The organism is Blastococcus sp. SYSU DS0616 (assembly GCF_054051015.1).
This window is the reverse complement of the sequence record NZ_JBJHAJ010000017.1, coordinates 56152-78028: the sequence shown is the minus strand read 5'-3', so window position 1 is coordinate 78028 and position 21877 is coordinate 56152. Positions and strand designations below refer to the sequence as shown.

The following is a 21877-nucleotide window of genomic DNA, read 5'->3' as shown; positions in this document are numbered from 1 at the left end:
CGGGTGGAGTGGGGCGGGAGCCCGCTCGGTCAGCGGGCTGCAGCCTGCTCGGCGTTGTGCTCCAGGACGGCGTCGATCCAGAAGTGCAGGTCCTCGTCCGCGGCGAGGGCGGCCCCGTCGACGGCGATCCACCCCTCGCCCATCGAGCGGCCGGCGCCCATCTCGGCCCGGTGGGCCCCGGCCACCTCGAGGCAATCGGCATCGCGGCCGCGGGAGACGCGCACCAGCAGGTCGCCGCCGCCGGCCGAGACGCAGGCCACCATCTTCTCGCCGACCATGAACGCGAGGCCGCCGAACATCTTCACCTCGCGGACGGCCTTCTCCGCAGGGAGCGCGTCGCGGACGCGGTCTGCCAGTGCGACGTCGTAGGCCATGCGCGGTCCTCTCCTCCGGGACGCCGGCAGCCTAGGGCCTGCGGTCATCGCTCGGACGGTCTGCGCTCCTCCCCGTCCCGGCGCCCGGACGGTTGCCCCAGCCGGACGCGCAGGACCGGTACGCCGTCGCCGTCGAGGTGGTCGAGCGCGGCCGGGCGGCCGGTCATCGCGAGCAGGAGCGCATCGGCGTTCCCGCGGACGGCGGGGCCGGTGCCGTGCGCCCAGTCGAGGTCGTCCGCCTCGAACCGCAGACCGTCCAGCGTGCCCTTGCGGACGAAGCCACCGTCGGCCACCAAGGTCAGGGACGTCCGCAGGCGCTCCTCGGGGACGTCGCGCGCGATGCCCAGCGGCCAGCGGATGTCCAGGCCGTGCACGAGGAGGTCGGTGAGGGGCGCCTCGGGGCCTGCCCCGGGCGGGGTGAACCGCGAGCCGGCCTTCCGGTGCAGCACCTCGACGAGCTCGCCGAAGGGCCGGCGCGCCTGCTCGCGGGTCACCCGGACGTTCGCCCGGTTGAAGTTCCCCCGGCACGCGAGCATCGCCAGCCCGAACTTCGGGGTGCTCACCTCCAGGGGCACGACCAGGTGCGCGACCACGTCGTGCACGGTCCACGCGCTGCAGAGGCTCGGCGTCGCCTGCTGCTCACCGGTCAGCCCCGACAGGAGGGCGGCCAGCTCGCGGCGCTCGCCGGCGATCTCCGCGAACGTGTCCACGCCGTCATCGTGCCAGCGGTGCGCCTGGCCCGGGGCCGGTTGCTGCCCGGGCCGCACGTCGGCCGCGCCACAGGAGCCACAGCGCCAGCAGGACCTCGCCGAGGAAGGTGAACTGCGCGACGGTCGGCCAGGACCCCGCCGAGAGCACCGCCCCGGCGCTGTCGAACGCGTAGCCCAGGCCGGCCACGACCAGGAGCACGCCCAGCCCCCGCGGTGCGGCGCGCCACCGGTGGGCCAGCACCCCGACGAGCACCAGATGGACGCCGAACAGCAGCAGGCCGGTGTTCCAGATGGCGTCGAACCGGTCGATCTCCGCTGCGCCGAGGACGGCATCGGTGGCGAGCAGGTTCGCCGCCGCCGCCAGGTGGCCGATCGCGACGAGGAACACGGCGGTGTACACCAGCCGGCAGACCGCGGCCAGCAGGGACAGCCGGGCGTCGACCGGCGCGAACACCTGGTGGAGCGCCCAGGCGACGACGACGTCGAGGACGGCCACCCCGATCAGGCACAGGATGCCGGCGCGGAACAGACCTTCGGCGGCGAGGACGTCGGTGGCGGTCCGCCCCGGATCGCCGGGCGTCACCAGACCCTCCACGGCGGCGCCGTAGCCGACGGCCGCCAGCGCCGCCATCAGCAGGAGTGCGGTGCCGGCGACGAGGCCCGCGCGGCGGTCCAGCTCCCGCCGCTCGACGTGCAGCTGCGCCGTCGTCACCGGCCGGCCTCCGATACCCGGAGGAAGTCGACGACGCCGAAGAGCCGGTGCATCCGCTGCTCACCGGGCGGGAAGAACCGGTTCCCCTCGTCTGCCGGAACCAGGCGCGGCCGCTGCACCGGCACCGACCGGCCCTCGTGCTCGACGGTGGCGCTGCCGGCCGCCAGCACGTTGCGCACCCAGTCGGCGCCCGGGCCGTAGGGCAGGGCGAACAGGAAGCCGTCGTCGGTCGGCACCGCGACGGCCGGCGTCCGGTAGGCGGCACCGCTCACCCGGCCGCGGTGGTGCACTACCGACGCGTACGCACCGGGCTGCCCGGCCGTCTCCAGCTGGCGGGGGTTCGTGACGTCGCGGTTGAACCTGCGGACGGCGCGTTGGACGGGCCCCCACTTCGCGCGGAAGGACTGCACGAACAGCGCGGTCAGCAGCAGGAGCAGCGCTGCGCCGATCCGGATGGCACCCATGGCATCTCCCTTACGGTGTAAGGATCCCTTACGCCGTAAGGTAGCGAGCCGGCGCGGACGTGTCCAGGCCGTCGGCCACCGACCTCAGCTGTGGCCGACGCGCCGGTCGAGCCCGTCGAGGAGGAGATCCAGGGCGAACTCGAACTCGGCCTGGTCGTCGCACCAGCCGAGGACCCCCTCGTCCTCGTGGACGGTGTCGGCGAGCATGCCGGCCAGGTGCGGGTACCGGTCGGCCAGCTGCTCGAGCATCGCCATCGCCTCCTGCCCACCGGTCTCCGGATCGGCCGGGGTGAACAGCTCGCGGGTGAAGCCCAGGGCCCGGGAACCGAGCGCGTGCATGGCGTGGTGGGCCAGGTCGTAGGAGAAGCCGCCCGCCCGCAGGATGCCGAGCAGCCCGTCGTAGTAGCCGACGATCTCGGCGTTCATGGCGGTCCGCGTCTCGATGACCGGCGGTGCCCAGGTGTGCCGCAGCAGTACCTGGCGGGCCGTGAGGACGCGGGCCCGCAGCGCCGCCCGCCAGTCCTCCGCCGGGTCCGGGCCGACGCCGTCCACGGCGGCGACGATCTCGCCGATCACCACCTCGACGACGCCGTCGAGGACGGCCTCCTTGTTGGCGACGTGGTGGTACAGCGACATGGCCTCGACCCCGAGCTCCTGGGCCAGCCGCCGCATGGTCAGCGCGGCGAGGCCCTCGCGGTCGGCGAGGTCGACGGCAGCCTGCAGCACCCGCCGGCGGGTCAGCGCCGAGCGGGCGGGAGCGTCGGTACGGGGTGCCATGGACCACCTGTCCGCGGGGGATCGACCCGTACACCGTAAGGAGCGCCGGGCGGTTGGTGGCTCACGGCAGGCGCAGGACGCGGGCCTCCCAGGGGCGCAGCTCGGCGGGGTCGTCGTCGGCCATGTTGCCCAGCACCAGCTCGGCGGCCGGCGCCTCGGGCAGCAGCTCGGCCAACCGGTACGGCGTCCGCGACAGGTTGCAGACGACGAGCAGCTCGACGCCGCCCAGCGAGCGGGTGAACGCGTACACCTCGTCGTGGTCGGGCAGCAGCATGGTGAAGTCGCCCAGGGCGACGACGTCGTCGGTGTGGCGCAGCGCGATGAGCCGCCGGTAGTGGGCGAGCACCGAGGTGTCGTCGTCCCGCTGTGCCGCCACGTTCCACTCCACGTGGTCGGGGTTCACCGCCAGCCACGGCGTCCCGGTGGTGAAGCCGGCGTGCGGCGAGGCGTCCCACTGCACCGGCGTGCGGGCGTTGTCCCGGCTCATGCACCGCAGCGCGGCCAGCACCTCCGCCGGGTCGTGGCCGGCGGAGACGGCGTGCACGTGGTGGTTGAGCGACTCGACGTCGGCGAACTCCTCCAGCGAGGTGAACGGGTAGTTCGCCATCCCGATCTCCTGGCCCTGGTAGACGTACGGCGTCCCCCGGTGCAGGTGCAGCAGGGTGGCGAGGCAGGTCGCCGAGTCGCGGCGGTACTGCGGTGAGTCGTCGCCGAACCGGGACACCGCCCGCGGCTGGTCGTGGTTGTCCCAGTAGAGGGAGTTCCACCCCACCTCGGCCAGGCCGGCCTGCCAGCGGCCGAACGAGGCCTTGAGGTCGCGCATCCGCAGCGGGTGGACGTCCCACTTCGACGTCCCGTGGTCCAGCCCCACGTGCTCGAACTGGAAGACCATGTCCACCTCGCCGCGGGCCGGGTCGGTGAACAGCCGGGCCTGCTCGACGGTCACGCCGGGCATCTCGCCGACGGTCAGCAGCTTCTCGGAGCGCCCGGCGAATACCTCCCGGTGCATCTCCTGCAGGAACTCGTGGATCCGCGGCCCGCACAGGTAGGACGCCGAGCCGTCACCCAGCGACGAGCCGGGCAGCGGGGGCCCGTCGTGCAGCTCGCCGGCCGGTCCGACGTCCTTGCTGATCATGTTGATGACGTCCATGCGGAAGCCGTCGACCCCGCGGTCGAGCCACCACCGCATCATCTCGTACACCGCCTGCCGGACCTCCGGGTTCTCCCAGTTGAGGTCGGGCTGCCGGCGGTCGAACAGGTGCAGGTAGTACTCGTCGCTGGCCTCGTCGAGCTCCCAGGTCGGGCCGGAGAAGAACGACTGCCAGTTCGTCGGCTCCGCGCCCGGGGCGCCCGGTGCCATGCCGCGCCGCGGCGGCCGCCACCAGTACCAGTCGCGCTTGGGCGAGTCCTTCGACGAGCGGGACTCGACGAACCACGGGTGCTGGTCGCTGGTGTGGTTGACCACCAGGTCCATCACCAGCTTGATGCCGCGGGCGTGGAGTGCCTCGATCAGCTCGTCGAGCTGCTCCAGGGTGCCGAAGAGCGGATCGATGTCCTGGTAGTCGCTGATGTCGTAGCCGTTGTCGGCCTGCGGCGAGGGGTAGACCGGCGAGAGCCACAGGACGTCGACGCCGAGGTCGGCCAGGTGGTCGACGTGCAGCAGGATCCCGCCGAGGTCGCCGATGCCGTCGCCGTCGGAGTCGGCGAACGAGCGCGGGTAGACCTGGTAGACGACGGCACGGGTCCACCACGGGGGCTGCTCGACGGGCATGTGCCCAGCCCAGCACGCCGGGCGGCCCGCCGCACGGTCAGGGTGCCGGGAACCCGTGGTGCACGGCCTCCACGTTGTTGCCGTCGGGATCCCGGAAGAAGACGCCGTAGTAGCCCGGGTGGTACTCGGGCCACTCCCGCGGCTCGTGCAGGATCTCCGCGCCCGCCGCCCGCGCCGCGGCGAACACCTCGTCGACGGCCGCGCGCGAGGGTGCCGCCAGCGCCAGGTGCACCGGGCGGTGGCCGGTGTCCTCGGCGGGGCTCGTCCACAGCTGCGGCTGCCCGTCGGGCCCCGCCAGGCCGATCACCGGCCCGTGCGGGGTGTCGATGCGCATCGCCTCGCGGACGCCGCAGGTCGCGAAGACGCGCTGGTAGAAGGAGGCCGCCGCCTCGGCGTCGGCGCACTGCAGGCCCAGGTGGTCGATCATGCCCGCCGACCGTAGCGGCGCGGGCGCCCCTCGGGCACCGGTCCGTCGCGCCGGCCGGAAACCGGGTGGGGATCTGTCGCACCCGTCGTCCAGGATGGGCCCCGACCCCGGGAGGTGACCTGTGACGCTGCCGCGCGCCCTGGCGCCGCTCCGGCACACCTCCTACCGGTTGCTGGCGGCTGCGATGGCGCTGTCGCTGCTTACCCAGGGGCTGTGGGCGATCGCCATGGTCTGGCAGGTCCTCGGCCTCGACGGTGGCCCGGGGGCGTTGTCCCTGGTCGCTGCGCTCAGCTCCGGCGGCATGCTGGTGACGACGCTGCTCGGCGGAGCGCTGGCCGACCGGGTACCCCAGCGGCGGCTGCTGCTGGTCGTCGCGCTGCTGCAGGGCGGCGCGGTCTCCGTGGCGGCCGCGCTGTCGCTCACCGGCGTGCTCGAGCTGTGGCAGCTCGCGCTGGTCTCGCTCGTCGACGGCGTCGCCCTGGGGATGTTCTACCCCGCCTACTCGGCGCTGGTGCCCGCCCTCGTACCCGCGGAGGACCTGCTCGCGGTCAACGGGCTGGAGGGCGCGGTCCGCCCCGTGCTGGGCCAGGCGGCCGGGCCCGCGGCGGCCGGCTTCCTCGTCGCCGCGTGGTCCCCGGGCGCGGCGCTGGCGGTCACCGCCGCGACCGCCTTCCTCGCCGCCGCCTTCCTGTGGGCCCTGCCCAGCACCCCGGTGCGCCGCCCGCCGGCGGGCGACGGCGACCCGCCGCCCGGCCTGCTCGCCGACGTCCGCGAGGGCGTGCGCTACATGGTCGCCACCCCGTGGCTGCTCGCGACGCTGCTGTTCGCCGCCTTCATGCTGCTGGCCTTCATCGGCCCGTTCGAGGTGCTCGTCCCGTTCGCCATCGCCGACGCCGGCGGCGGGGCCCGCCAGCACGCCTGGGTGCTGGTCGCCTTCGGCTTCGGCGGGGCGCTGGGCTCGCTGCTGGTCGCCTCGTGGCGGCTGCCGCGCCGCTACCTCACGGTGATGACCCTGCTGTGGGGGCTGGGCTGCATCCCGCTGGTCGCGTTCGGCTTCACCACCGACCTCGTCGTCATGCTCGCGGCGGCGGCCGTGGTCGGCGGCACCTCGCAGGCCGGCATGGTCATCTGGGGCACGCTGCTGCAGCGCCGGGTGCCGGGCGAGCTGCTGGGGCGGGTCTCCAGCCTCGACTTCTTCGTCTCGCTGAGCCTCATGCCGCTGTCCATGGCGCTCGCGGCGCCGCTGGCCGAGCTGGTCGGGCGCTCCGGTGCCTTCCTGGTGGCGGGTCTCGCCCCGCCGGTGTTCGCCGTCGTCGCCATCTGGGCCGCGCGCCTCCCCGCCGACGAGATCGCCCACCCCCTCGACGTCGGCGCCCCGACGGCCGCGGAAGAGCCGCCCGGCCCGGCCGCTGCTTGGATGGGGGGTGACGACGCCGGGACAGCCCCGGCGCGGGAGGGAGAACCGTGGCCGAGCTGACCCGACCGGACGTCGAGCCGCCCACCGGGCCGGCGCCCGACGACCTGGTGATCGAGGACCTCGTCGTCGGCGACGGCCCCGAGGCCAAGGCCGGCGACCTGGTGAGCTGCCACTACGTCGGCGTCACCCACGAGGGTGGCGAGCAGTTCGACGCCTCCTGGGACCGGGGCGACCCGCTGGAGTTCCGCGTGGGCGTCGGCATGGTCATCCAGGGCTGGGACGAGGGCATCGTCGGCATGAAGGTCGGCGGCCGCCGCCGGCTCACCATCCCGCCGCACAAGGCCTACGGCGACCGCGGCGCCGGCGGCGTGATCAAGCCCGGCGCCACGCTGGTCTTCGTCGTCGACCTCGTCGGCATCCGCTCCTTCACCGGCGGCTGACCCGGCGGAAGGATCGAGGCGGCGACGACGTTGGGCCAGGCATGCAGGTAGAGGTCTGGTCCGACGTCGTGTGCCCGTGGTGCTACATCGGGAAGCGCCGGCTGGAGTCCGCGCTGGAGAAGTTCCCGCACCGCGACCAGGTCGAGGTCGTGTGGCGCTCCTTCCAGCTCGACCCGAGCGTCCCCGAGGGCGAGACGCACCCCACGCTCCCGGCGCTGGCGCGCAAGTACGGCACGACCGTCGAGCAGATGCGCGAGAACATGGCGCAGGTCGAGCAGGTCGCGGCCGGTGAGGGGCTGGAGTACCACCTCGCCGACGCCGTCAGCGGCAACACCCTGCTGGCCCACGAGCTGCTGCACCTGGCCGCCGAGCACGGCAAGCGCAACGAGCTCAAGGAGCTCCTGCTGCACGCCTACTTCGAGGAGGGCCGGCCGGTCTTCGACGTCGACTCGCTCGTCCCGTTCGGGGTGCAGGTCGGGCTGGACGAGGCCGAGATCCGGGAGGCGCTGACCGACCGCCGCTACCTCGCCGCCGTCCGGCAGGAGGGCGCCACCGCGCAGGCCCTGGGCGCCACGGGCGTGCCGTTCTTCGTCGTCGACCGGAAGTACGGGGCCGCGGGCGCCCAGCCGGCCGAGCTGCTGCTGCAGGTGCTGGAGCGGGCCTGGGCCGACGCCCACCCGCTGGTCACCGTGCCGGCCGCCGAGGGCTGCACCGACGACGGCTGCGCCGTTCAGCCCAGTAGCTGACCGACCGCGCGCAGCGCCTGCTCGGCTCCGGTGTCCAGCTCACGGACGACGTCGGTGGCCGAGCGCTCGGCGGTGACCAGGCCGACGGCCTCCCCGGCGTAGACCGGCGCGGTCGCCGGGTCCCCGGTGCGCCGGCCGTCCACCACGGACTGCCGGGCCTCGGCGTCGTGCACCAGTTCCTTCTCGCGGCCGTGCCAGACCCGGGAGAAGTCGTTGACCAGCGCCCGCCCGGGCCAGCGCTCCGGCCAGGCGAGCCCCTCCGCGACGTCGAAGGCGCGGGTCAGCACGGTCTCCTCGCCGGTCGCCTGCCGCACCCGCTCCCGTGCGGCGGCGGAGTTCAGCCCCTCCGTGCAGGACAGCAGAGCCGTCCCGATCCACACGCCCGCCGCGCCGGCGGCAAGGGCGGCGGCCATCCCGCGGCCGGTCGCGATGCCGCCGGCGGCGACCACCGGGCGATCGGTGAGGGGGAGTACCTCCTGCAGCAGCGGGAGCAGGCCGCGGTGCCCGGTGTGGCCGCCCGCCTCGGTGCCCTGCGCGACCAGAACGTCGACGCCGGCGTCGAGCGCGCCTCGCGCGTCGGCGACGGTGTTGACCTGGGCGCAGACGGCGATCCCGGCATCGTGCAGCGCCGGCACGTAGGGGGCCGGGTCGCCGAAGGAGACCGACACCAGGGCCGGCCGCGCGGCGACCGTCGCCGCGAGCAGGTCGGGCCGGTCGGCGAGCGCCCAGGCCATCAGCCCGACGCCGAACGGCAGCCCGTCGGCGCGCGGGATCGCGCACTGCTCGGCGAGGAAGTCGGCGCTGTGCTTCGCGCTGATCCCGATCATCCCGAGCCCGCCGGCGCGGGACACCGCGGCAGCGAGCCCCCCACCAGCCACGCCGGCCATCGGGGCCCCGATGACCGGCGTGGTGAGGGAGAAGCGGCGGGTCAATGCGGTCGTGAGCACCTGCCCATCGTCTCGCTGACCCACAGCGGAGTCACTGGGTGGCGGGGCCGCCCTGCTCGGTGCCCTGCAGGCGGCCGAGGAACTCGTGGCAGCGCTTCGCGCGCTGGGAGTCCTGCTCCATGACCTCGCGGAAGAACGCCGCGACGTCGTCCAGGCCGGCGTTCTCGGCGTCCCGGACGTACTGGCCGTAGTCGTGCCCGGCCTTGAGCGAGTGGTACTGGACGGAGACGAGGTCGTAGAAGACGTCCTCGAAGCCGGTCTCACCGGTGGCCATCGGTCCTCCTCGGTTCAGGTGTGTGGGACGAGGCCGCCCTACCCCGGAAGAACCGGTTCGTCACACGGTCAGGCCGGCGGGGTCCCGCCGAACGCGCCTCCGGTGACGTCGCTGCCGCCCGCCTCGTCCTCCAGGTTCTGGCTGGTGGGCAGCTCGTCCTCGCCGCTCGACGTCGCGTCGTCCCCGGCCGAGGCGAGGTCGGCGCCCTCGCCGTAGGCGCCCGGATCGGCCTGCAGGGTCCGGGGGTCGTTGAGCGGATCGGGGTTGTCGGGATCGGTGACGGTCATGGACGCCTCCTTTCCCGGGGCGCCGTGCGCCAACCCCTCGACGGATACGTAACACATGTGTTACTCATTGGGCGTGGAGGCGCTCCAGGCACTGGCGGACCCGACGCGGCGCGAGCTGATCGCGCTGCTGGCCGGCGGGGAGCGGACGGCGGGGGAGCTGGCGGCGCCGTTCCCGGTCAGCCGCCCCGCGATCAGCCGGCACCTGCGCGTCCTCCGCGAGAGCGGGCTGGTCCGGGTGCGGGCCGAGGGGCGGGAGCGCCGCTACGCGCTCGACCCGAAGCCGCTGCGCGAGCTCGACGAGTGGCTGGAGCCCTACCGCGACCTGTGGGCGCACCGACTGGACGCCCTGGACACCGAGATCGCCCGCGGCCGGCGGGCGCGCAGGGACGGAGGACCGACATGACCCCACGCGGCAGCGACACCGATCTGGAGACCCGGCGCGGCGTCGTCACCACCGAGCCGGACGGCCGGCAGCGGCTGGAGTTCCGCCGCAGCTGGCCCGACCCGATCGAGGACGTCTGGGCAGCACTCACCGAGCCCGTCCGCCTGGCCCGCTGGATCGGCACCTACGAGGGCGAGCGCGGCCCCGGTGGCACGGGCACCTTCACGATGACGCACGAGGACGAACCGGTCGGGGAGCCGATGGCGATCGTCGAGTGCGACCCGCCGCGTCGGCTGGTCGTGCAGTGGACCCAGGAGCAGGACGGCCTCGGCGTCTGGCGCATCGACCTGGACCTGTTCGTGGAGGGCGATCGGACCGTCCTCCGCTTCGTGCAGTTCTTCGCCGCCGGCCTCGACGTCACCGACTTCGCGATGGGCTGGCACTGGTACCTCGACAAGCTCGATGCCGAACTCGGCGGCCGCCCGGCCCCGGGCGACTGGGCGGCCTTCCTCGCCGAGACCGGTCCGGGCTACGGGCGACCCGCCGGGGCCTGATCGGTCACCTGGACCGGGTCCGGGCCGGTCCACGGGCCGAGCCGGCCCAGCAGGCGCCCCCGCGAGGCGAGCCGGGGGCCTGCCTGCACCGGGTAGGCGTCGTAGCCGTCGGTGAGGTCCCGGGCGGCGTGCACGGCGAAGTTCGGGTCGTCCTGCGCCTCGCGCGCCACCGCGACCAGGTCCGCGGCGCCGCCGGCGACGATCGCCTCGGCCTGCCGGGCGTCGACGACCAGCCCCACGGCCATCGTCGGGATGTCGGCCTGCTCACGGATCGCCGCGGCGTAGGGCACCTGGTAGCCGTAGCCGATCGGGTGCTCCCAGCCCCCGCCGATGCCGCCGCCGGAGACGTCGACGGCGTCCACCCCGCGGGTGCGCAGCTCCCGGGCGAAGGCCACCGTGTCCTCGATCGTCAGCCCGTCGCCGGAGCCGTCGACGGCGGAGACCCGCACCAGCAGCGGCTTGCCGGCGGGCCAGGCGGCGCGCACCGCGTCCACCACCTCGAGCGGGAACCGCATCCGCGCCTCGCGGGAGCCCCCGTACGAGTCGTCGCGCCGGTTGGTGAGCGGGGAGAGGAACTGGTGCAGCAGGTAGCCGTGCGCGGCGTGCACCTCCACGACGTCGAACCCGGCGGCGTCGGCCCGTCGGGCGGCGGCGGCGAACGCGTCCCGCACCCCCGCCAGCTCCACCTCGGAGAGCGCGTGCGGCACCGGCCATCCGTCCCCGGCCGGCACGGCGGACGCCGAGACGGTCGGCCACGGGGCCTCGCCCGGGCGGGCGTCGTCCTCGGTCACCGGCCCCGAGCCCTCCCACGGCCGGCGGCTGCTGGCCTTGGCGCCGGCGTGCGCCAGCTGGATGCCTGCCGCCGTCCCCTCGGCGTGCAGGAAGTCGACCACCCGGGCCAGCCCGGGTGCGTGGTCGTCGGACCACAGGCCGACGTCGCCGTGGCTGATCCGCGCCTCCGGGGTCACCGCGGTGGCCTCCACGACCACCAGCCCGAAGCCGCCCAGGGCGAACCGCCCGAGGTGCACGAGGTGGTAGTCGCCGACCCGGCCGTCGGTCACCGAGTACTGGCACATCGGGGCCACGGCGAGGCGATTGCGGAGCGTCACGTCGCGGAGACGGAGCGGCGAGAGAAGCGCGGGAGAGCTCACGAAGTGTGGCGAACACCGCCTCCCACCAGCCTGTTCCGAGCTGAGCGGTAGACGTCCTATACGTAACATTTGTCTCGTTACGGGCGCATGTCTGCGCTTGTACGCTGACCCGATCCGCACGGCCGTCCCGCGGCCGCGGCACGTAGGGCACCACCGTCGGAGCGGGAGTCCGCCCCGGCGACGCAGAGGATGGAGACGCCGTGACCACCGTGGCCACCCCAGGTCTGGAGAACGCCCCCACGACGCACGCCCGGCTGCTGGCCTGGGTGCGCGAGATGGCGGAGCTGACGACGCCGGACCAGGTGGTCTGGGTCGACGGCACCGACGAGGAGTGGGAGCGGCTCACCCGCAAGCTCGTCGACGCCGGCACCTTCACGCCGCTGGAGAAGAAGCCCAACTCGTTCTGGTGCGCCAGCGACCCCAGCGACGTCGCGCGCGTCGAGGACCGCACCTTCATCTGCTCGGTCGACGAGGCCGACGCGGGGCCCACCAACAACTGGATGGCCCCGGACGAGATGAAGTCGATCATGACCGAGCTGTACCGCGGGTGCATGCGCGGTCGGACGATGTACGTGATCCCCTTCTGCATGGGCCCGGTCGAGGCCGAGAACCCGATGTTCGGCGTCGAGCTCACCGACTCCGAGTACGTCGTCGTCTCCATGCGGGTGATGGCCCGCATCGGCAGCCGCATCCTCGAGGCGATGGGCTCCGACCGGCCGTTCGTGCCGGCGATGCACTCCCTCGGCGCCCCGCTGGAGCCGGGGCAGGCCGACGTCCCGTGGCCGTGCAGCGACACCAAGTACATCGTGCACTTCCCCGAGGAGCGGGCCATCTGGTCCTACGGCTCCGGCTACGGCGGCAACGCGCTGCTGGGCAAGAAGTGCTACTCGCTGCGGATCGCCTCGGTCATGGCCCGCGACGAGGGCTGGCTGGCCGAGCACATGCTGATCCTCAAGCTCACCAACCCGCAGCAGAAGACCTACTACATCGCCGCCGCCTTCCCCTCGGCCTGCGGGAAGACCAACCTGGCGATGCTCGAGCCGACCATCCCCGGCTGGAAGGTCGAGACCCTGGGCGACGACATCGCCTGGATGCGCTTCGGCGAGGACGGGCGCCTCTACGCCCTCAACCCCGAGTTCGGCCTCTTCGGCGTCGCGCCCGGCACCGGCTGGGACACCAACCCCAACGCCATGCGCACGATCGACAAGGGCAACTCGGTCTTCACCAACGTCGCCCTCACCGACGACGGCGACATCTGGTGGGAGGGGATGACCGACGAGCCGCCGGCCCACCTGACCGACTGGAAGGGCCGGGACTGGACGCCGGAGTCCGGCGAGCTCTCGTCGCACCCCAACTCGCGGTTCTGCACCCCGATCACCCAGTGCCCGATCCTGGCGCCGGAGTACGAGGACCCCAAGGGTGTGCCGATCTCGGCGATCCTCTTCGGCGGCCGCCGCAAGACCACGATCCCGCTGGTCACCGAGGCCCGGGACTGGAACCACGGCGTGTTCATGGGCGCGACGCTCTCCTCGGAGACCACCGCCGCCGCGACCGGCGCCGTCGGCGTCGTCCGCCGCGACCCGTTCGCCATGCTGCCGTTCATCGGCTACAACGCCGGTGACTACTTCGGCCACTGGGTCGAGACCGGCAAGCAGCACGACGCCAGCAAGCTGCCGAAGATCTTCTACGTCAACTGGTTCCGCCGGGACGCCGACGGCGGCTTCCTGTGGCCGGGCTTCGGCGAGAACAGCCGCGTGCTCAAGTGGGTCATCGAGCGCCTCGAGGGCACCGCGGCCGCCGTCGAGACCCCCGTCGGCCACGTGCCGACGGCGGACTCCCTCGACGTCTCCGGCCTGGACATGACCACCGAGCAGGTCGAGCAGGCCCTCGCGGTGAAGCCGGAGGAGTGGCGCGAGGAGATCCCGCAGATCACCGAGTGGTTCGAGAAGTTCGGCGACAAGCTCCCCAGCACCATGTGGGACGAGCTGGAGATCCTCAAGAGCCGCCTGGCGTAAGCCCGGCAGAGGCAGGGCCCGGAACCGCAGCGTCGCGGTTCCGGGCCCTCGCCGTTCCCGCCCAGCGCGCCCACGCCCGGTCGTCTGCGTCCTGGGGCGTCCTCGCGGCACCGTGTGCCACGGTCGGTTAGCGTGGCGTAGCCCCCTTCCCGCTCCCGGAGGCACCCCGCCCGTGGCGAATCCGTACCTGCAGGTGCTCCGGACCCCGCATGCCCTGCCCATGGTCCTGTCGGCCTTCATCGGCCGGTTGCCGCTGTCGATGGTGGGGCTGGGCAGCGTCCTGCTCGTGGCGTCGGAGACCGGCTCCTACGGCCTGGGCGGCGCGGTCGCTGCGGTGGGCGCGGTGACGACGGCCATCGCCGGTCCGCTGCTCGGCCGCTGGGCCGACACCCACGGCCAGCGCCGGGTGCTGCTGCCGGTGCTGGTCGTCTTCGTCCTCTCCGGCCTGGTCTTCCTGTTCTCCGTGCGGGAGGCCTGGCCGCTCTGGATCGTCTTCACCTCCGCGGGGCTGGCCGGTGCCTGCATCCCGCCGGTCTCCTCGATGATCCGTGTCCGCTGGACCCATCTGCTGCGCGGGAGCCACCGGCTGCCCACGGCGCTGGCGATGGAGTCCGTCGTCGACGAGTTCGTCTTCATCATCGGCCCGGTGCTGGTCACGTTCCTCTCGACGACGGGCCACGCCACCTCCGGTGTCGTCACGGCATTCACCCTCGCCACCGTGGGCAGCCTGCTGTTCGCCGCGCAGCGCCGCACCGAGCCCGAACCGCACGGGCACGCCAGCCGGCAGGGGCCCTCGGCGATCCGCACCACCGGCTTGCGCGTGCTCTTCGTGGTCGGCGCGGCGGTGGGGGCGATCCTCGGCACCCTGGAGATCGCGCTGGTGGCGTTCGCCGACGAGCGGGGCGCCATGTCGATGTCCGGCGTCCTCATCGCGGGGCTGGCGCTCGGCTCGATGGCCAGCGGCATCGGCTGGGGCATGGTCCACTGGCGCGTCCCGCTGCGGCGGCGGCTGGTCGTCGCCCTCGCGGTGCTGACGGTGCTCGTCGTCCCGCTCACGCTGATCCAGGACGTGTGGCTGATGGTCCCGTTCGTGATCGTCGCCGGCGTCGCGGTCTCGCCGTCGCTGATCAGCTCCTTCACCCTCGCTGAACTGCTGGTGCCGCGCGCCGCGGTCACCGAGGCGTTCACCTGGATCGGGACCGCGCTGGGCCTGGGCGTGGCCCTCGGGGCGTCCGTGGCGGGCAAGCTCGTCGACGTCGCGGGCGCGAACACGGCGTTCCTGGTGGCCATCGTCGCGGCCGCGGTCGCGGCCGTCGTCGTCGCGCTCTTCCAGCGGCTGCTGCACGTCCCCGCCGAGCACGTCGCCGAGCCCGCGCTCGCCGGCTGACCGGGCTTTCCGTGCCGGAGTACACGCTCCCCGGCGCGCACGTGCGCGACCGGGCGGTGACGGTGCCGCTGCGGTGGGGCGGCGACGACGGCGCGACGATCTCGGTGTTCGTCCGCGAGCTCGTCCACCCCGACAGGCGCGCCGACGACCTGCCCCTCCTGCTCTTCCTGCAGGGCGGCCCGGGCGGCAAGTCGCCGCGACCGACCCGTGGTGGCTGGATCGAGCGCGCGCTCCGCGACTTCCGGGTCGTCCTCCTCGACCAGCGCGGCACCGGGCGCAGCTCGCGCATCACCGGCGCGACGATCGGCCGGTTCCCCGACGCCGGCGCGGCCGCCCGCCACCTGCTGGCGTTCCGGGCGGACTCGATCGTGGCCGATGCCGAGCACGTGCGGGCCACCCTCTACGGCGGCCGGCCGTGGACCACCCTGGGCCAGAGCTACGGCGGCTTCGTCACCCTGACCTATCTCTCGCGCGCGCCCGAGGGCCTCACCCGCTGCCTGGTCACCGGAGGGCTGCCGGGCCTGCGCGCCGACGCCCGCGAGGTCTACCGGCGCACCTATCCCCGCGTCGCCGCGCGCACCCGCCGGCTCTACGAGCGGTTTCCCGACGACGTCGCGCAGGTCGCCGCCGTCGCCGACCGGCTGGCCGCCGCACCCGCGGTCCTGCCCGACGGCGACCGGCTCACCGTGCGCCGCCTGCAGACCGTCGGTCAGGCGCTGGGCATGCGGGACGGCGCCACGGAGCTGCACTGGCTGTTCGAGGAGGCGTTCGACGGCGACGGCGAGCTGTCCGACACCTTCCTCGACCAGGTGGCCCGGCGGACCTCCTACCGGGACGACCCGCTCTACGCGGCGCTGCACGAGAGCATCTACGCGCAGGGGCCCGGCCCGGTCGGATGGGCGGCGCAGGACGAGCGGGGGCCGGAGTTCGACGGCGCCCGCCGCCCGCTGCCGTTCACCGGCGAGATGGTCTACCCGTGGATGTTCGAGGAGATCGCGTCGCTGCGGCCGTTCGCGCCGGCCGTGCACGCACTGGCCGAGCTGGAGGAGTTCCCCGCCCTCTACGACCCGGCGCGGCTGGCCGCCAACGAGGTGCCGGTCGACGCCGCCGTCTACTTCGACGACATGTACGTCGACGCCGGCCTGTCGCTGGAGACGGCCGAGGCGGTCGGCAACGTGCGCACCTGGGTGACCAACGAGCACGAGCACGACGGCCTGCGCGTGGGCGACGTGCTCGACCGGCTGCTCACCCTGCGGTCCCGGTGACCCGCCCGCGGCCCGCCGCCGGGGGCGGCCGGCGGCTGGGGGTGGCGCCCGAGCGGCTGGGTCGCTGGCTGGACGGCGTCGCCACCCGGCACGGCGCCTTCACCGCGGTGGAGCCGGCCGACGACGGGCTGCGGATCACCTGCGCCGACACGACGAGCGTGGTCCTGCGCGCCCCGTTCGGCTGGGTGCCCGAGCCGCCGCTGCTGGGCAGCTTCACCGCCGCCGCCGGTCGGCCCCGGCGCGCCGCGGTGCTGCTGGTGCGCCGCGGCCGGTGGGCGGTCGGCGTCTTCGACGGCGACCAACTGGTCGTCTCCAAGGTCGACGCGCGGCAGGTTCAGGGCCGGACGGCGGCCGGCGGCTGGTCGCAGCAGCGGTTCGCCCGCCGCCGCGCCCACCAGACCGACGCCGTCGTCGACCACGCGGTCGAGACCGCCGCCCGGGTCCTGCTGCCGCACGCCGACGGGCTGGCGGCGTTGTTCACCGGGGGCGACCGGGGGCTCGTCGACGACGTGCTCGCCGGCCCCCGGCTCCGCGCGTTGGCCGCGCTGCGTCGGGAGCCCGCCCTGGAGGTGGGCGAGCCGACCAAGGTGGTGCTGCTGGAGACACCCAAGCAGTTCCGCGCGGTGCAGGTGGTCATCCGCGAGCCGTCTCCGCCCCTGGGTTGAGCCGGACCGCCGGACGTCTGGCCGCGCCGTGACCCGGCTGGACGTGCGTCGGAGCGGCTGGACCCGGCTGGTGCACGTGCCCGAGCTCATGGGCCGGCTCCCCGGCCGCTGACAGGTGGACTCGTCCGTCCGACTGCTGAGCCGTGCTCAGGGCGTGATGACCAGCCGGATGGGGTCGCCCTGCTTGTGCGCCAGCCGCTCCACGCCCTCAGCGGCGTCGGCGAGGGACAGCGTGCCGGAGACCGACCGCGACAGGTCCAGCCGGTGGTGGCGGATCAGGTTCACCAGCTCGACCACGTGGGCGGGCTCGGAGCCGTAGTGGCCCAGGATCCGCTGGCCGAAGTAGCTGAACTGGGTGCCGTTGCGGATCTCCAGCGGCTGGTCGGTGAGGCCCACCAGCACCAGGGCGCCGTCGCGCTCCAGGCAGCGCACGGCCTGCTCGCGCACCGGCGCCACCCCGGCGAAGTCGAAGGCGAACGCCAGCCCGGCGCCGCCGGTCAGCTCGCGGACGCGGGCGGCGATGTCCTCGGCCGGGTCCAGCGCGAGGTCCGCGCCGAAGTCCAGCGCCCGCTGCCGGGCGGCCGGCACCGGGTCGACGGCGACGATCGGGGCGGCCCCGGCCAGGCGCAGCAGCTGCACCGCGTGCGCGCCGAGGCCGCCGATGCCCCAGACGCCGACGGGCTGGGCGGCCCGCACCTGCGCCGTCCGCACGATCGAGGCCCACGGCGTCGACACCGCGTCGGGCACGATGCACGCCTGCTCGAACGGGAGGTCGTCGGGGATGGGCACGACCGTGTCCGCGGTGGCCAGCGCGTACTGCGCCCAGCCGCCGTCGTAGTCGACGCCGCGGGTGTGCACCCAGCCGTCCTTCTCCTCCCCGGCCTGCAGCAGCACCCGCTGGCCCTCGGCCAGTCCGCTCACCCCGTCACCCAGGTCGGCGACGGTGCCGGCCACCTCGTGGCCGAGGGTCACCTCGTCGCCGGCGAGGAACAGCGGGGACAGCTGCCCCTCGATGAGGTGGACGTCGGAGAGGCAGATGCCGGCCGCGGCGACCCGGATCAGCACCTCGCCGGGGCCGGGCGTCGGCTTGGGCACCTCCTTGACCACGAAGTCTCGGGTGCGCACGTTCAGCCGGCCGGCCAGCATCGAATCAGGCATGCCCCCATCCAACGCCGTGGGCACCGCGCCGACGAACCGGGCCCGGCCCGCGACCGGAGGAGCCGGTGGGGCGGGCGGGTCCCCGGTGACGGACGGGACGGTTCCGGTGGCCGTACCCCCGCGCGGGTGGTTGTCATCGGTGATCTTCCCTGCTGAGCTGGGCTTTCTGTCGTGGGGAGGGTCATGGAGTCGCGCACGGGGACCGGTCGCACCCTGCTCACGCTGGCGGGCGCCATCCTGCTGGCCGGGGTACTGCTGGCCGGGTTGCTGCTGCCGTGGGTCGGCGGGCCGGCCCTGGCCGCGCAGAGCTCCTCGGCTCTGCTGGGCGAGCCGCCGGAGGAGTTCTCCGTCGAGGTGCCGGCCCGCAACAGCGTGATGCTCGCGGCCAACGGCGAGGTGATCACCTCGTTCTACCGGGAGAACCGCGACCCGGTGACGTTCGACCGGATCGCCGAGGTGATGCGGCAGGCGCTGGTGGCCGTGGAGGACGCGCGCTTCTACGACCACGGCGGTCTGGACGTGCAGGGCACAGCGCGTGCTCTGGTCACCAACATCGCCGCCGGGGAGGTGGAGGAAGGCGGGTCCACGCTGACCCAGCAGCTGGTGAAGCAGACCCTGCTGCAGTCCGCGCGGACCCCGGCCGACCGCGACGCCGCCATCGAGAAGACCTTCGGCCGCAAGCTGCGCGAGGCCCGGCTGGCGCTGGCGATGGAGTCCACCTACAGCAAGGACGAGCTGCTCACCCGCTACCTGAACATCGTCTACTTCGGGCGCAATGCCTACGGCGTGCAGCCCGCGGCCCAGGCCTTCTTCGGCGTCGACGCCGCCGAGCTGACCCTGCCCCAGGCGGCCCTGTTGGCCGGCCTGGTGCAGAGCCCGTCCGACCACGACCCGTTCACCGACCCCGAGGGCGCGACCGTCCGGCGCAACCAGGTGCTGGCCCGTATGGCCGAGCAGGGCTACATCAGCCCGGAGCAGCAGGCCGAGGCCGAGGCCGCCCCGCTCGACCTGGCTCCCGCTCCCGCACCGCGCCGCGGCTGCGTCGAGGCGTCCGTGGGCGCCTACGTCTGCGACTTCGTCCAGCGGTACCTGATCGAGGAGCTCGGGCTCACCCAGGACGATCTCGAGCGCAACGGCTACGTCGTCCAGACCACGCTGGACGCCGACCTGCAGCGCGCCGGCGACGCCGCCGTGCTGGCCAACCAGCCGCTGGAGAGCTCGCTGGCGGCCACCTTCACCGCGGTGGAGCCGGGCACCGGCCACCTGCTGGCGATGAGCGTCAACCGCATCTTCGGCCACGACGAGCACGACGAGCGGCAGGAGTCGGTCAACCTCAACGCGCTGCCCAGCCGGGGCGCCGGGTCCACGTACAAGGTGTTCGTGGCGGCCGCCGCGCTGGCCCGCGGCTACTCGACCGAGTACACGCTGACCGCCCCCAACCCGTACTACTCGCGCGTCTACCAGGCCGACGGCGGGCCCTACCGGGTTCGGAACGCCGGGAGCTACCGGGCCTCGCTGGACCTCACGACCGCGCTCTACCAGTCCTCCAACACCTACTTCCTGGCCCTCGAGGACGCCCTCGGCAGCGTCGAGGAGCCGGTGCGCATGGCCGAGCGCATGGGTCTCTACGCCCACGGCCCCCGGGGCCTGGCGCAGCGCACGATCGACGAGAACAACGGCTCGTTCGCCTTCGGCCCCGACGCGACGAGCCCGCTGGGGCTGGCCAGCGCCTACTCGACGCTCGCGGCCTCGGGCACCCGGTGCGACGTCGTCCCGGTCACCGGGCTGCTCGACCGGAACGGGGAGCCCGTCCTGGGTGCGGACGGCGAGCCGCTCGTGGACGGCGACCGCTGCACCCCCGAGGCGATCCCGTCCGGGGTGGCGAACACGCTCAACCAGATGCTGCGCAAGGACGTCGAGCCGGGCTACGGCGGCCAGACCGGCCGGCGGGCGTACGTGCCGGGCCACCAGATCGCGGGGAAGACCGGCACCACCCAGGACAACGTCTCGGTGGCGTTCGTCGGGTACACCCCGGAGATCGCCGCCAGCGTGATGGTGTTCAACCCCAAGGAGGCCGAGGACGTCGGCGGCTTCGGGGGCGGCAAGGGCGCCACCATCTGGCACGACGCCATGGCGCCGGTGCTCGGCGCCCGGGGCAGCAGCGACTTCCCGCCCGCGGATCCCGCGGTGGTGCGGGGCAACACGATCCGGGTGCCGTCCTGCGGTGATCCGTTCGCCTGCCAGGAGGTGCTCGGCGACGCCGGTTTCCTCGACGTCGTGGTGCGGGTGGACAGCGACCTGGCCGATGGGGAGCTCGTGGGCACGAGTCCGCCGGCCGGCGGCCGGGCGGTGCGAGGGCAGGTCGTCTCGATCCTGGTGAGCAACGGCTCCCGCTACGTGCCGCCGCCCCCGCCCCCGCCCGCTCCCGAGCCGGTGCCGGCGCCCCCGCCGTCCGCGCCCCCGCCGTCCACGCCCCCGCCGTCCACGTCCCCGCCGTCCACGCCCCCGCCGTCCACGCCGCCGGTCGTGGCGGAGCCGGACACCGGGACCGGCGGATCCCCGCCCCCGGACGAGCCGACGCTAGGCGAGACCGGGACCTGGCTCGACCGGTCCCCCTACCGGTCCCCGCCGCGGCGCTGACCGCCGCTTCAGCCGCTCGTCGAGCTCCTGGGTGGCCAGCCAGCCCAGCAGCACCACCAGGTGCAGGAGGAACAGCCACACGCCGAGCGCCGCGACCCCACCGACGACGTCGATGTCGCCGAACGGCGCGCCCAGGTCCAGCGGCAGCGCCAGGAACAGCACGAAGCCCTGCAGGAAGCCGGACAGGCAGGCGGCGGTGAACAGCGCGCCCACCATCAGCGCCGGCCACCGCACGCGGCCTCCCCCGACGACCCGGAACCCCCAGGCCAGCGGCAGGGTGAGGGCGGCCAGTACCGCGTAGTAGCCGAGGGCCACCTGCCCGACGACGGCGGCCACCCCGCCGCGGTCGGCGAGGTCGGCCATCTGCCCGGCCGCCAGCAGCAGCGGGTACAGCAGCACCGGGGTGATCAGCAGCAGCGGCAGAGCGGCCAGCCTGCCGCGCCAGCCGGTCATCCCCTCGTGCCGGGAGCCGAAGCGCAGCAGCGCGCGCCGGAGACCCTCGCCGTAGAAGGACATGGGCAGCAGCGCCAGCAGCGCGCCGAGCGGGTCCAGGCCCGTGCCGGCGTCGACCAGGCGGGTCACGGCGGTCGGTGCGTCGAGCGCGCCGGGCAGCAGCTCGGCCAGCCGCTCGCCGAGGGCGTGCACCCGCTCGGGGGAGGTGAGCCAGGAGGTCAGACCGAACGCCAGCAGCAGCAGCGGCACGACGGCGATGCCGGCGTAGAAGGTGAGCCCCGCGGCGATCAGCATGAGGTCGCGTCCCCGCAGCCGGGCGCGTACGCCCCGGGCCAGGTCGCGCAGCCAGGCGACGGCCCGGGAGAACCAGCCCACGCGTGGCGGGTTCAGTCGGTGCCGGTGTTGGAGCCGGTCTCCTCGCAGCTGGCGTCGTGCGGGTTGTCCGCCTGCTCACCGCTGGCGTCGCAGTTCGTCTCCCCGCGCTGGATGTCGGTGTTGTCGCCGCAGGCGACCAGCGACCCGGCGAGCGCGAGCAGCAGGAGGGGCTTCCGGATGTCCATCCACCGATAGTGGTCCCGCGGAGCCGTGCCGAAACGGACCCCGGTGGGGCGTCCACCGCCCCTGCGGAGCGAACGCGCAGGTGGCTGGGACGGCTGTGACAGGACGCGCAGGAGAACTACACGAATGTCGTTACGGGCATTGTCACGACCGGGTCACGCCGCCTACGGTGAGTGTGTCCGTCGGGGCTTTCTGTCACTACCGAGTGACCTCCGCCGGGCGCCGTCGAGCGAACCGGGCACCCGCACAGGCGCGGGTGCCGGCCAGGCAACGCTGCGGCACGCAGGTGGGACGGACCCCTCC

Annotated in this window: 24 protein-coding genes; 10 read left to right on the top strand and 14 right to left on the bottom strand. The window is 74.0% G+C overall.

The genetic code is table 11. From position 1 onward, the window contains the following. Positions 1 to 29 precede the first annotated feature (29 nt). The 7 genes from ACI79K_RS13935 to ACI79K_RS13905 form a co-directional block, all read right to left on the bottom strand. A complete protein-coding gene (locus ACI79K_RS13935; protein WP_456590060.1) occupies positions 30 to 374 on the bottom strand; it encodes a TfoX/Sxy family protein in 345 nt (114 codons plus the stop codon). Between the two features lie 44 nt (positions 375 to 418). Next, the gene (locus ACI79K_RS13930; protein WP_456599992.1) at positions 419 to 1084 is read right to left on the bottom strand and encodes a maleylpyruvate isomerase family mycothiol-dependent enzyme; all 666 of its coding nucleotides are present in this window, start codon (positions 1082 to 1084) and stop codon (positions 419 to 421) included. Between the two features lie 4 nt (positions 1085 to 1088). After that, positions 1089 to 1796, bottom strand: a complete 708-nt coding sequence (locus ACI79K_RS13925; RefSeq protein ID WP_456599991.1) for a DUF4386 domain-containing protein — start codon at positions 1794 to 1796, stop codon at positions 1089 to 1091. Then, entirely contained in the window at positions 1793 to 2260 is a 468-nt protein-coding gene (locus tag ACI79K_RS13920) for a nitroreductase family deazaflavin-dependent oxidoreductase (protein ID WP_456599990.1), read from the bottom strand. Before ACI79K_RS13920 ends, ACI79K_RS13925 begins: the two co-directional genes overlap by 4 nt. Before the next feature lie 84 nt (positions 2261 to 2344). Next, entirely contained in the window at positions 2345 to 3037 is a 693-nt protein-coding gene (locus tag ACI79K_RS13915; RefSeq protein ID WP_456599989.1) for a TetR/AcrR family transcriptional regulator C-terminal domain-containing protein, read from the bottom strand. 61 nt (positions 3038 to 3098) lie between these two features. After that, entirely contained in the window at positions 3099 to 4808 is a 1710-nt protein-coding gene (locus tag ACI79K_RS13910) for a glycoside hydrolase family 13 protein (RefSeq protein ID WP_456590065.1), read from the bottom strand. A gap of 37 nt (positions 4809 to 4845) precedes the next feature. Next, entirely contained in the window at positions 4846 to 5235 is a 390-nt protein-coding gene (locus ACI79K_RS13905) for a VOC family protein (RefSeq protein WP_456590066.1), read from the bottom strand. 121 nt (positions 5236 to 5356) lie between these two features. Between ACI79K_RS13905 and ACI79K_RS13900 the strand changes: the two genes are divergently transcribed. Genes ACI79K_RS13900 through ACI79K_RS13890 form a run of 3 tightly spaced genes read left to right on the top strand, consistent with a single transcriptional unit; the run spans position 5357 to position 7838 of the window. Next, positions 5357 to 6712, top strand: a complete 1356-nt coding sequence (locus tag ACI79K_RS13900; protein WP_456599988.1) for an MFS transporter — start codon at positions 5357 to 5359, stop codon at positions 6710 to 6712. Then, the gene (locus tag ACI79K_RS13895) at positions 6700 to 7092 is read left to right on the top strand and encodes an FKBP-type peptidyl-prolyl cis-trans isomerase (RefSeq protein ID WP_456590068.1); all 393 of its coding nucleotides are present in this window, start codon (positions 6700 to 6702) and stop codon (positions 7090 to 7092) included. The genes ACI79K_RS13900 and ACI79K_RS13895 overlap by 13 nt, the downstream gene beginning before the upstream one ends. A 41-nt stretch (positions 7093 to 7133) precedes the next feature. Next, positions 7134 to 7838 (top strand): DsbA family oxidoreductase, encoded by a 705-nt coding sequence (locus tag ACI79K_RS13890; protein WP_456590069.1) that lies wholly within the window; start codon positions 7134 to 7136, stop codon positions 7836 to 7838. Here ACI79K_RS13890 and ACI79K_RS13885 read toward each other — a convergent pair. From ACI79K_RS13885 to ACI79K_RS13875, 3 genes are all read right to left on the bottom strand, one after another. Then, positions 7823 to 8785, bottom strand: a complete 963-nt coding sequence (locus tag ACI79K_RS13885; protein WP_456599987.1) for an NAD(P)H-dependent flavin oxidoreductase — start codon at positions 8783 to 8785, stop codon at positions 7823 to 7825. The two genes, ACI79K_RS13890 and ACI79K_RS13885, sit on opposite strands and share 16 nt — an antisense overlap. Before the next feature lie 31 nt (positions 8786 to 8816). Next, positions 8817 to 9059: an acyl carrier protein gene (locus ACI79K_RS13880; RefSeq protein WP_456590071.1), complete on the bottom strand. Its 243-nt coding sequence runs from the start codon at positions 9057 to 9059 to the stop codon at positions 8817 to 8819. Between the two features lie 68 nt (positions 9060 to 9127). After that, on the bottom strand, positions 9128 to 9403 hold the full coding sequence (locus ACI79K_RS13875; RefSeq protein WP_456599986.1) for a hypothetical protein: 276 nt from the start codon (positions 9401 to 9403) through the stop codon (positions 9128 to 9130). Here ACI79K_RS13875 and ACI79K_RS13870 point away from each other — a divergent pair. Together ACI79K_RS13870 and ACI79K_RS13865 are read left to right on the top strand one after the other, a co-directional pair. Further along, positions 9402 to 9749 carry an ArsR/SmtB family transcription factor gene (locus tag ACI79K_RS13870; RefSeq protein ID WP_456599985.1) on the top strand — a complete coding sequence of 116 codons (348 nt, stop codon included), beginning with the start codon at positions 9402 to 9404 and terminating at the stop codon, positions 9747 to 9749. The genes ACI79K_RS13875 and ACI79K_RS13870 overlap by 2 nt on opposite strands. Next, positions 9746 to 10282 (top strand): SRPBCC family protein, encoded by a 537-nt coding sequence (locus tag ACI79K_RS13865; protein WP_456590074.1) that lies wholly within the window; start codon positions 9746 to 9748, stop codon positions 10280 to 10282. Before ACI79K_RS13870 ends, ACI79K_RS13865 begins: the two co-directional genes overlap by 4 nt. Here ACI79K_RS13865 and ACI79K_RS13860 read toward each other — a convergent pair. Further along, positions 10258 to 11433 (bottom strand): NADH:flavin oxidoreductase/NADH oxidase, encoded by a 1176-nt coding sequence (locus ACI79K_RS13860; RefSeq protein WP_456599984.1) that lies wholly within the window; start codon positions 11431 to 11433, stop codon positions 10258 to 10260. The genes ACI79K_RS13865 and ACI79K_RS13860 overlap by 25 nt on opposite strands. A 200-nt stretch (positions 11434 to 11633) precedes the next feature. Between ACI79K_RS13860 and ACI79K_RS13855 the strand changes: the two genes are divergently transcribed. From ACI79K_RS13855 to ACI79K_RS13840, 4 genes are all read left to right on the top strand, one after another. Then, positions 11634 to 13448, top strand: coding sequence for a phosphoenolpyruvate carboxykinase (GTP) (locus tag ACI79K_RS13855; protein WP_456590076.1), 1815 nt, complete (start codon positions 11634 to 11636; stop codon positions 13446 to 13448). A gap of 172 nt (positions 13449 to 13620) precedes the next feature. Further along, positions 13621 to 14835 carry an MFS transporter gene (locus ACI79K_RS13850; RefSeq protein WP_456590077.1) on the top strand — a complete coding sequence of 405 codons (1215 nt, stop codon included), beginning with the start codon at positions 13621 to 13623 and terminating at the stop codon, positions 14833 to 14835. Positions 14836 to 14846: 11 nt separating this feature from the next. Then, positions 14847 to 16100 carry an alpha/beta fold hydrolase gene (locus tag ACI79K_RS13845; protein ID WP_456590078.1) on the top strand — a complete coding sequence of 418 codons (1254 nt, stop codon included), beginning with the start codon at positions 14847 to 14849 and terminating at the stop codon, positions 16098 to 16100. After that, a complete protein-coding gene (locus tag ACI79K_RS13840) occupies positions 16097 to 16765 on the top strand; it encodes an acVLRF1 family peptidyl-tRNA hydrolase (protein WP_456590079.1) in 669 nt (222 codons plus the stop codon). The genes ACI79K_RS13845 and ACI79K_RS13840 overlap by 4 nt, the downstream gene beginning before the upstream one ends. A 147-nt stretch (positions 16766 to 16912) precedes the next feature. Here ACI79K_RS13840 and ACI79K_RS13835 read toward each other — a convergent pair whose 3' ends face one another. Next, complete coding sequence (locus tag ACI79K_RS13835) at positions 16913 to 17923, bottom strand: zinc-binding dehydrogenase (RefSeq protein ID WP_456599983.1); 1011 nt, start codon at positions 17921 to 17923, stop codon at positions 16913 to 16915. A gap of 183 nt (positions 17924 to 18106) precedes the next feature. Between ACI79K_RS13835 and ACI79K_RS13830 the strand changes: the two genes are divergently transcribed. Then, positions 18107 to 20563 carry a transglycosylase domain-containing protein gene (locus ACI79K_RS13830; protein ID WP_456599982.1) on the top strand — a complete coding sequence of 819 codons (2457 nt, stop codon included), beginning with the start codon at positions 18107 to 18109 and terminating at the stop codon, positions 20561 to 20563. Here the strand turns inward: ACI79K_RS13830 and ACI79K_RS13825 are convergent. Beyond that, positions 20504 to 21391 (bottom strand): YhjD/YihY/BrkB family envelope integrity protein, encoded by an 888-nt coding sequence (locus tag ACI79K_RS13825; protein ID WP_456597793.1) that lies wholly within the window; start codon positions 21389 to 21391, stop codon positions 20504 to 20506. The genes ACI79K_RS13830 and ACI79K_RS13825 overlap by 60 nt on opposite strands. An 11-nt stretch (positions 21392 to 21402) precedes the next feature. Continuing rightward, positions 21403 to 21576 carry a hypothetical protein gene (locus tag ACI79K_RS13820; protein WP_456590083.1) on the bottom strand — a complete coding sequence of 58 codons (174 nt, stop codon included), beginning with the start codon at positions 21574 to 21576 and terminating at the stop codon, positions 21403 to 21405. Between the last annotated feature and the right edge of the window lie 301 nt (positions 21577 to 21877).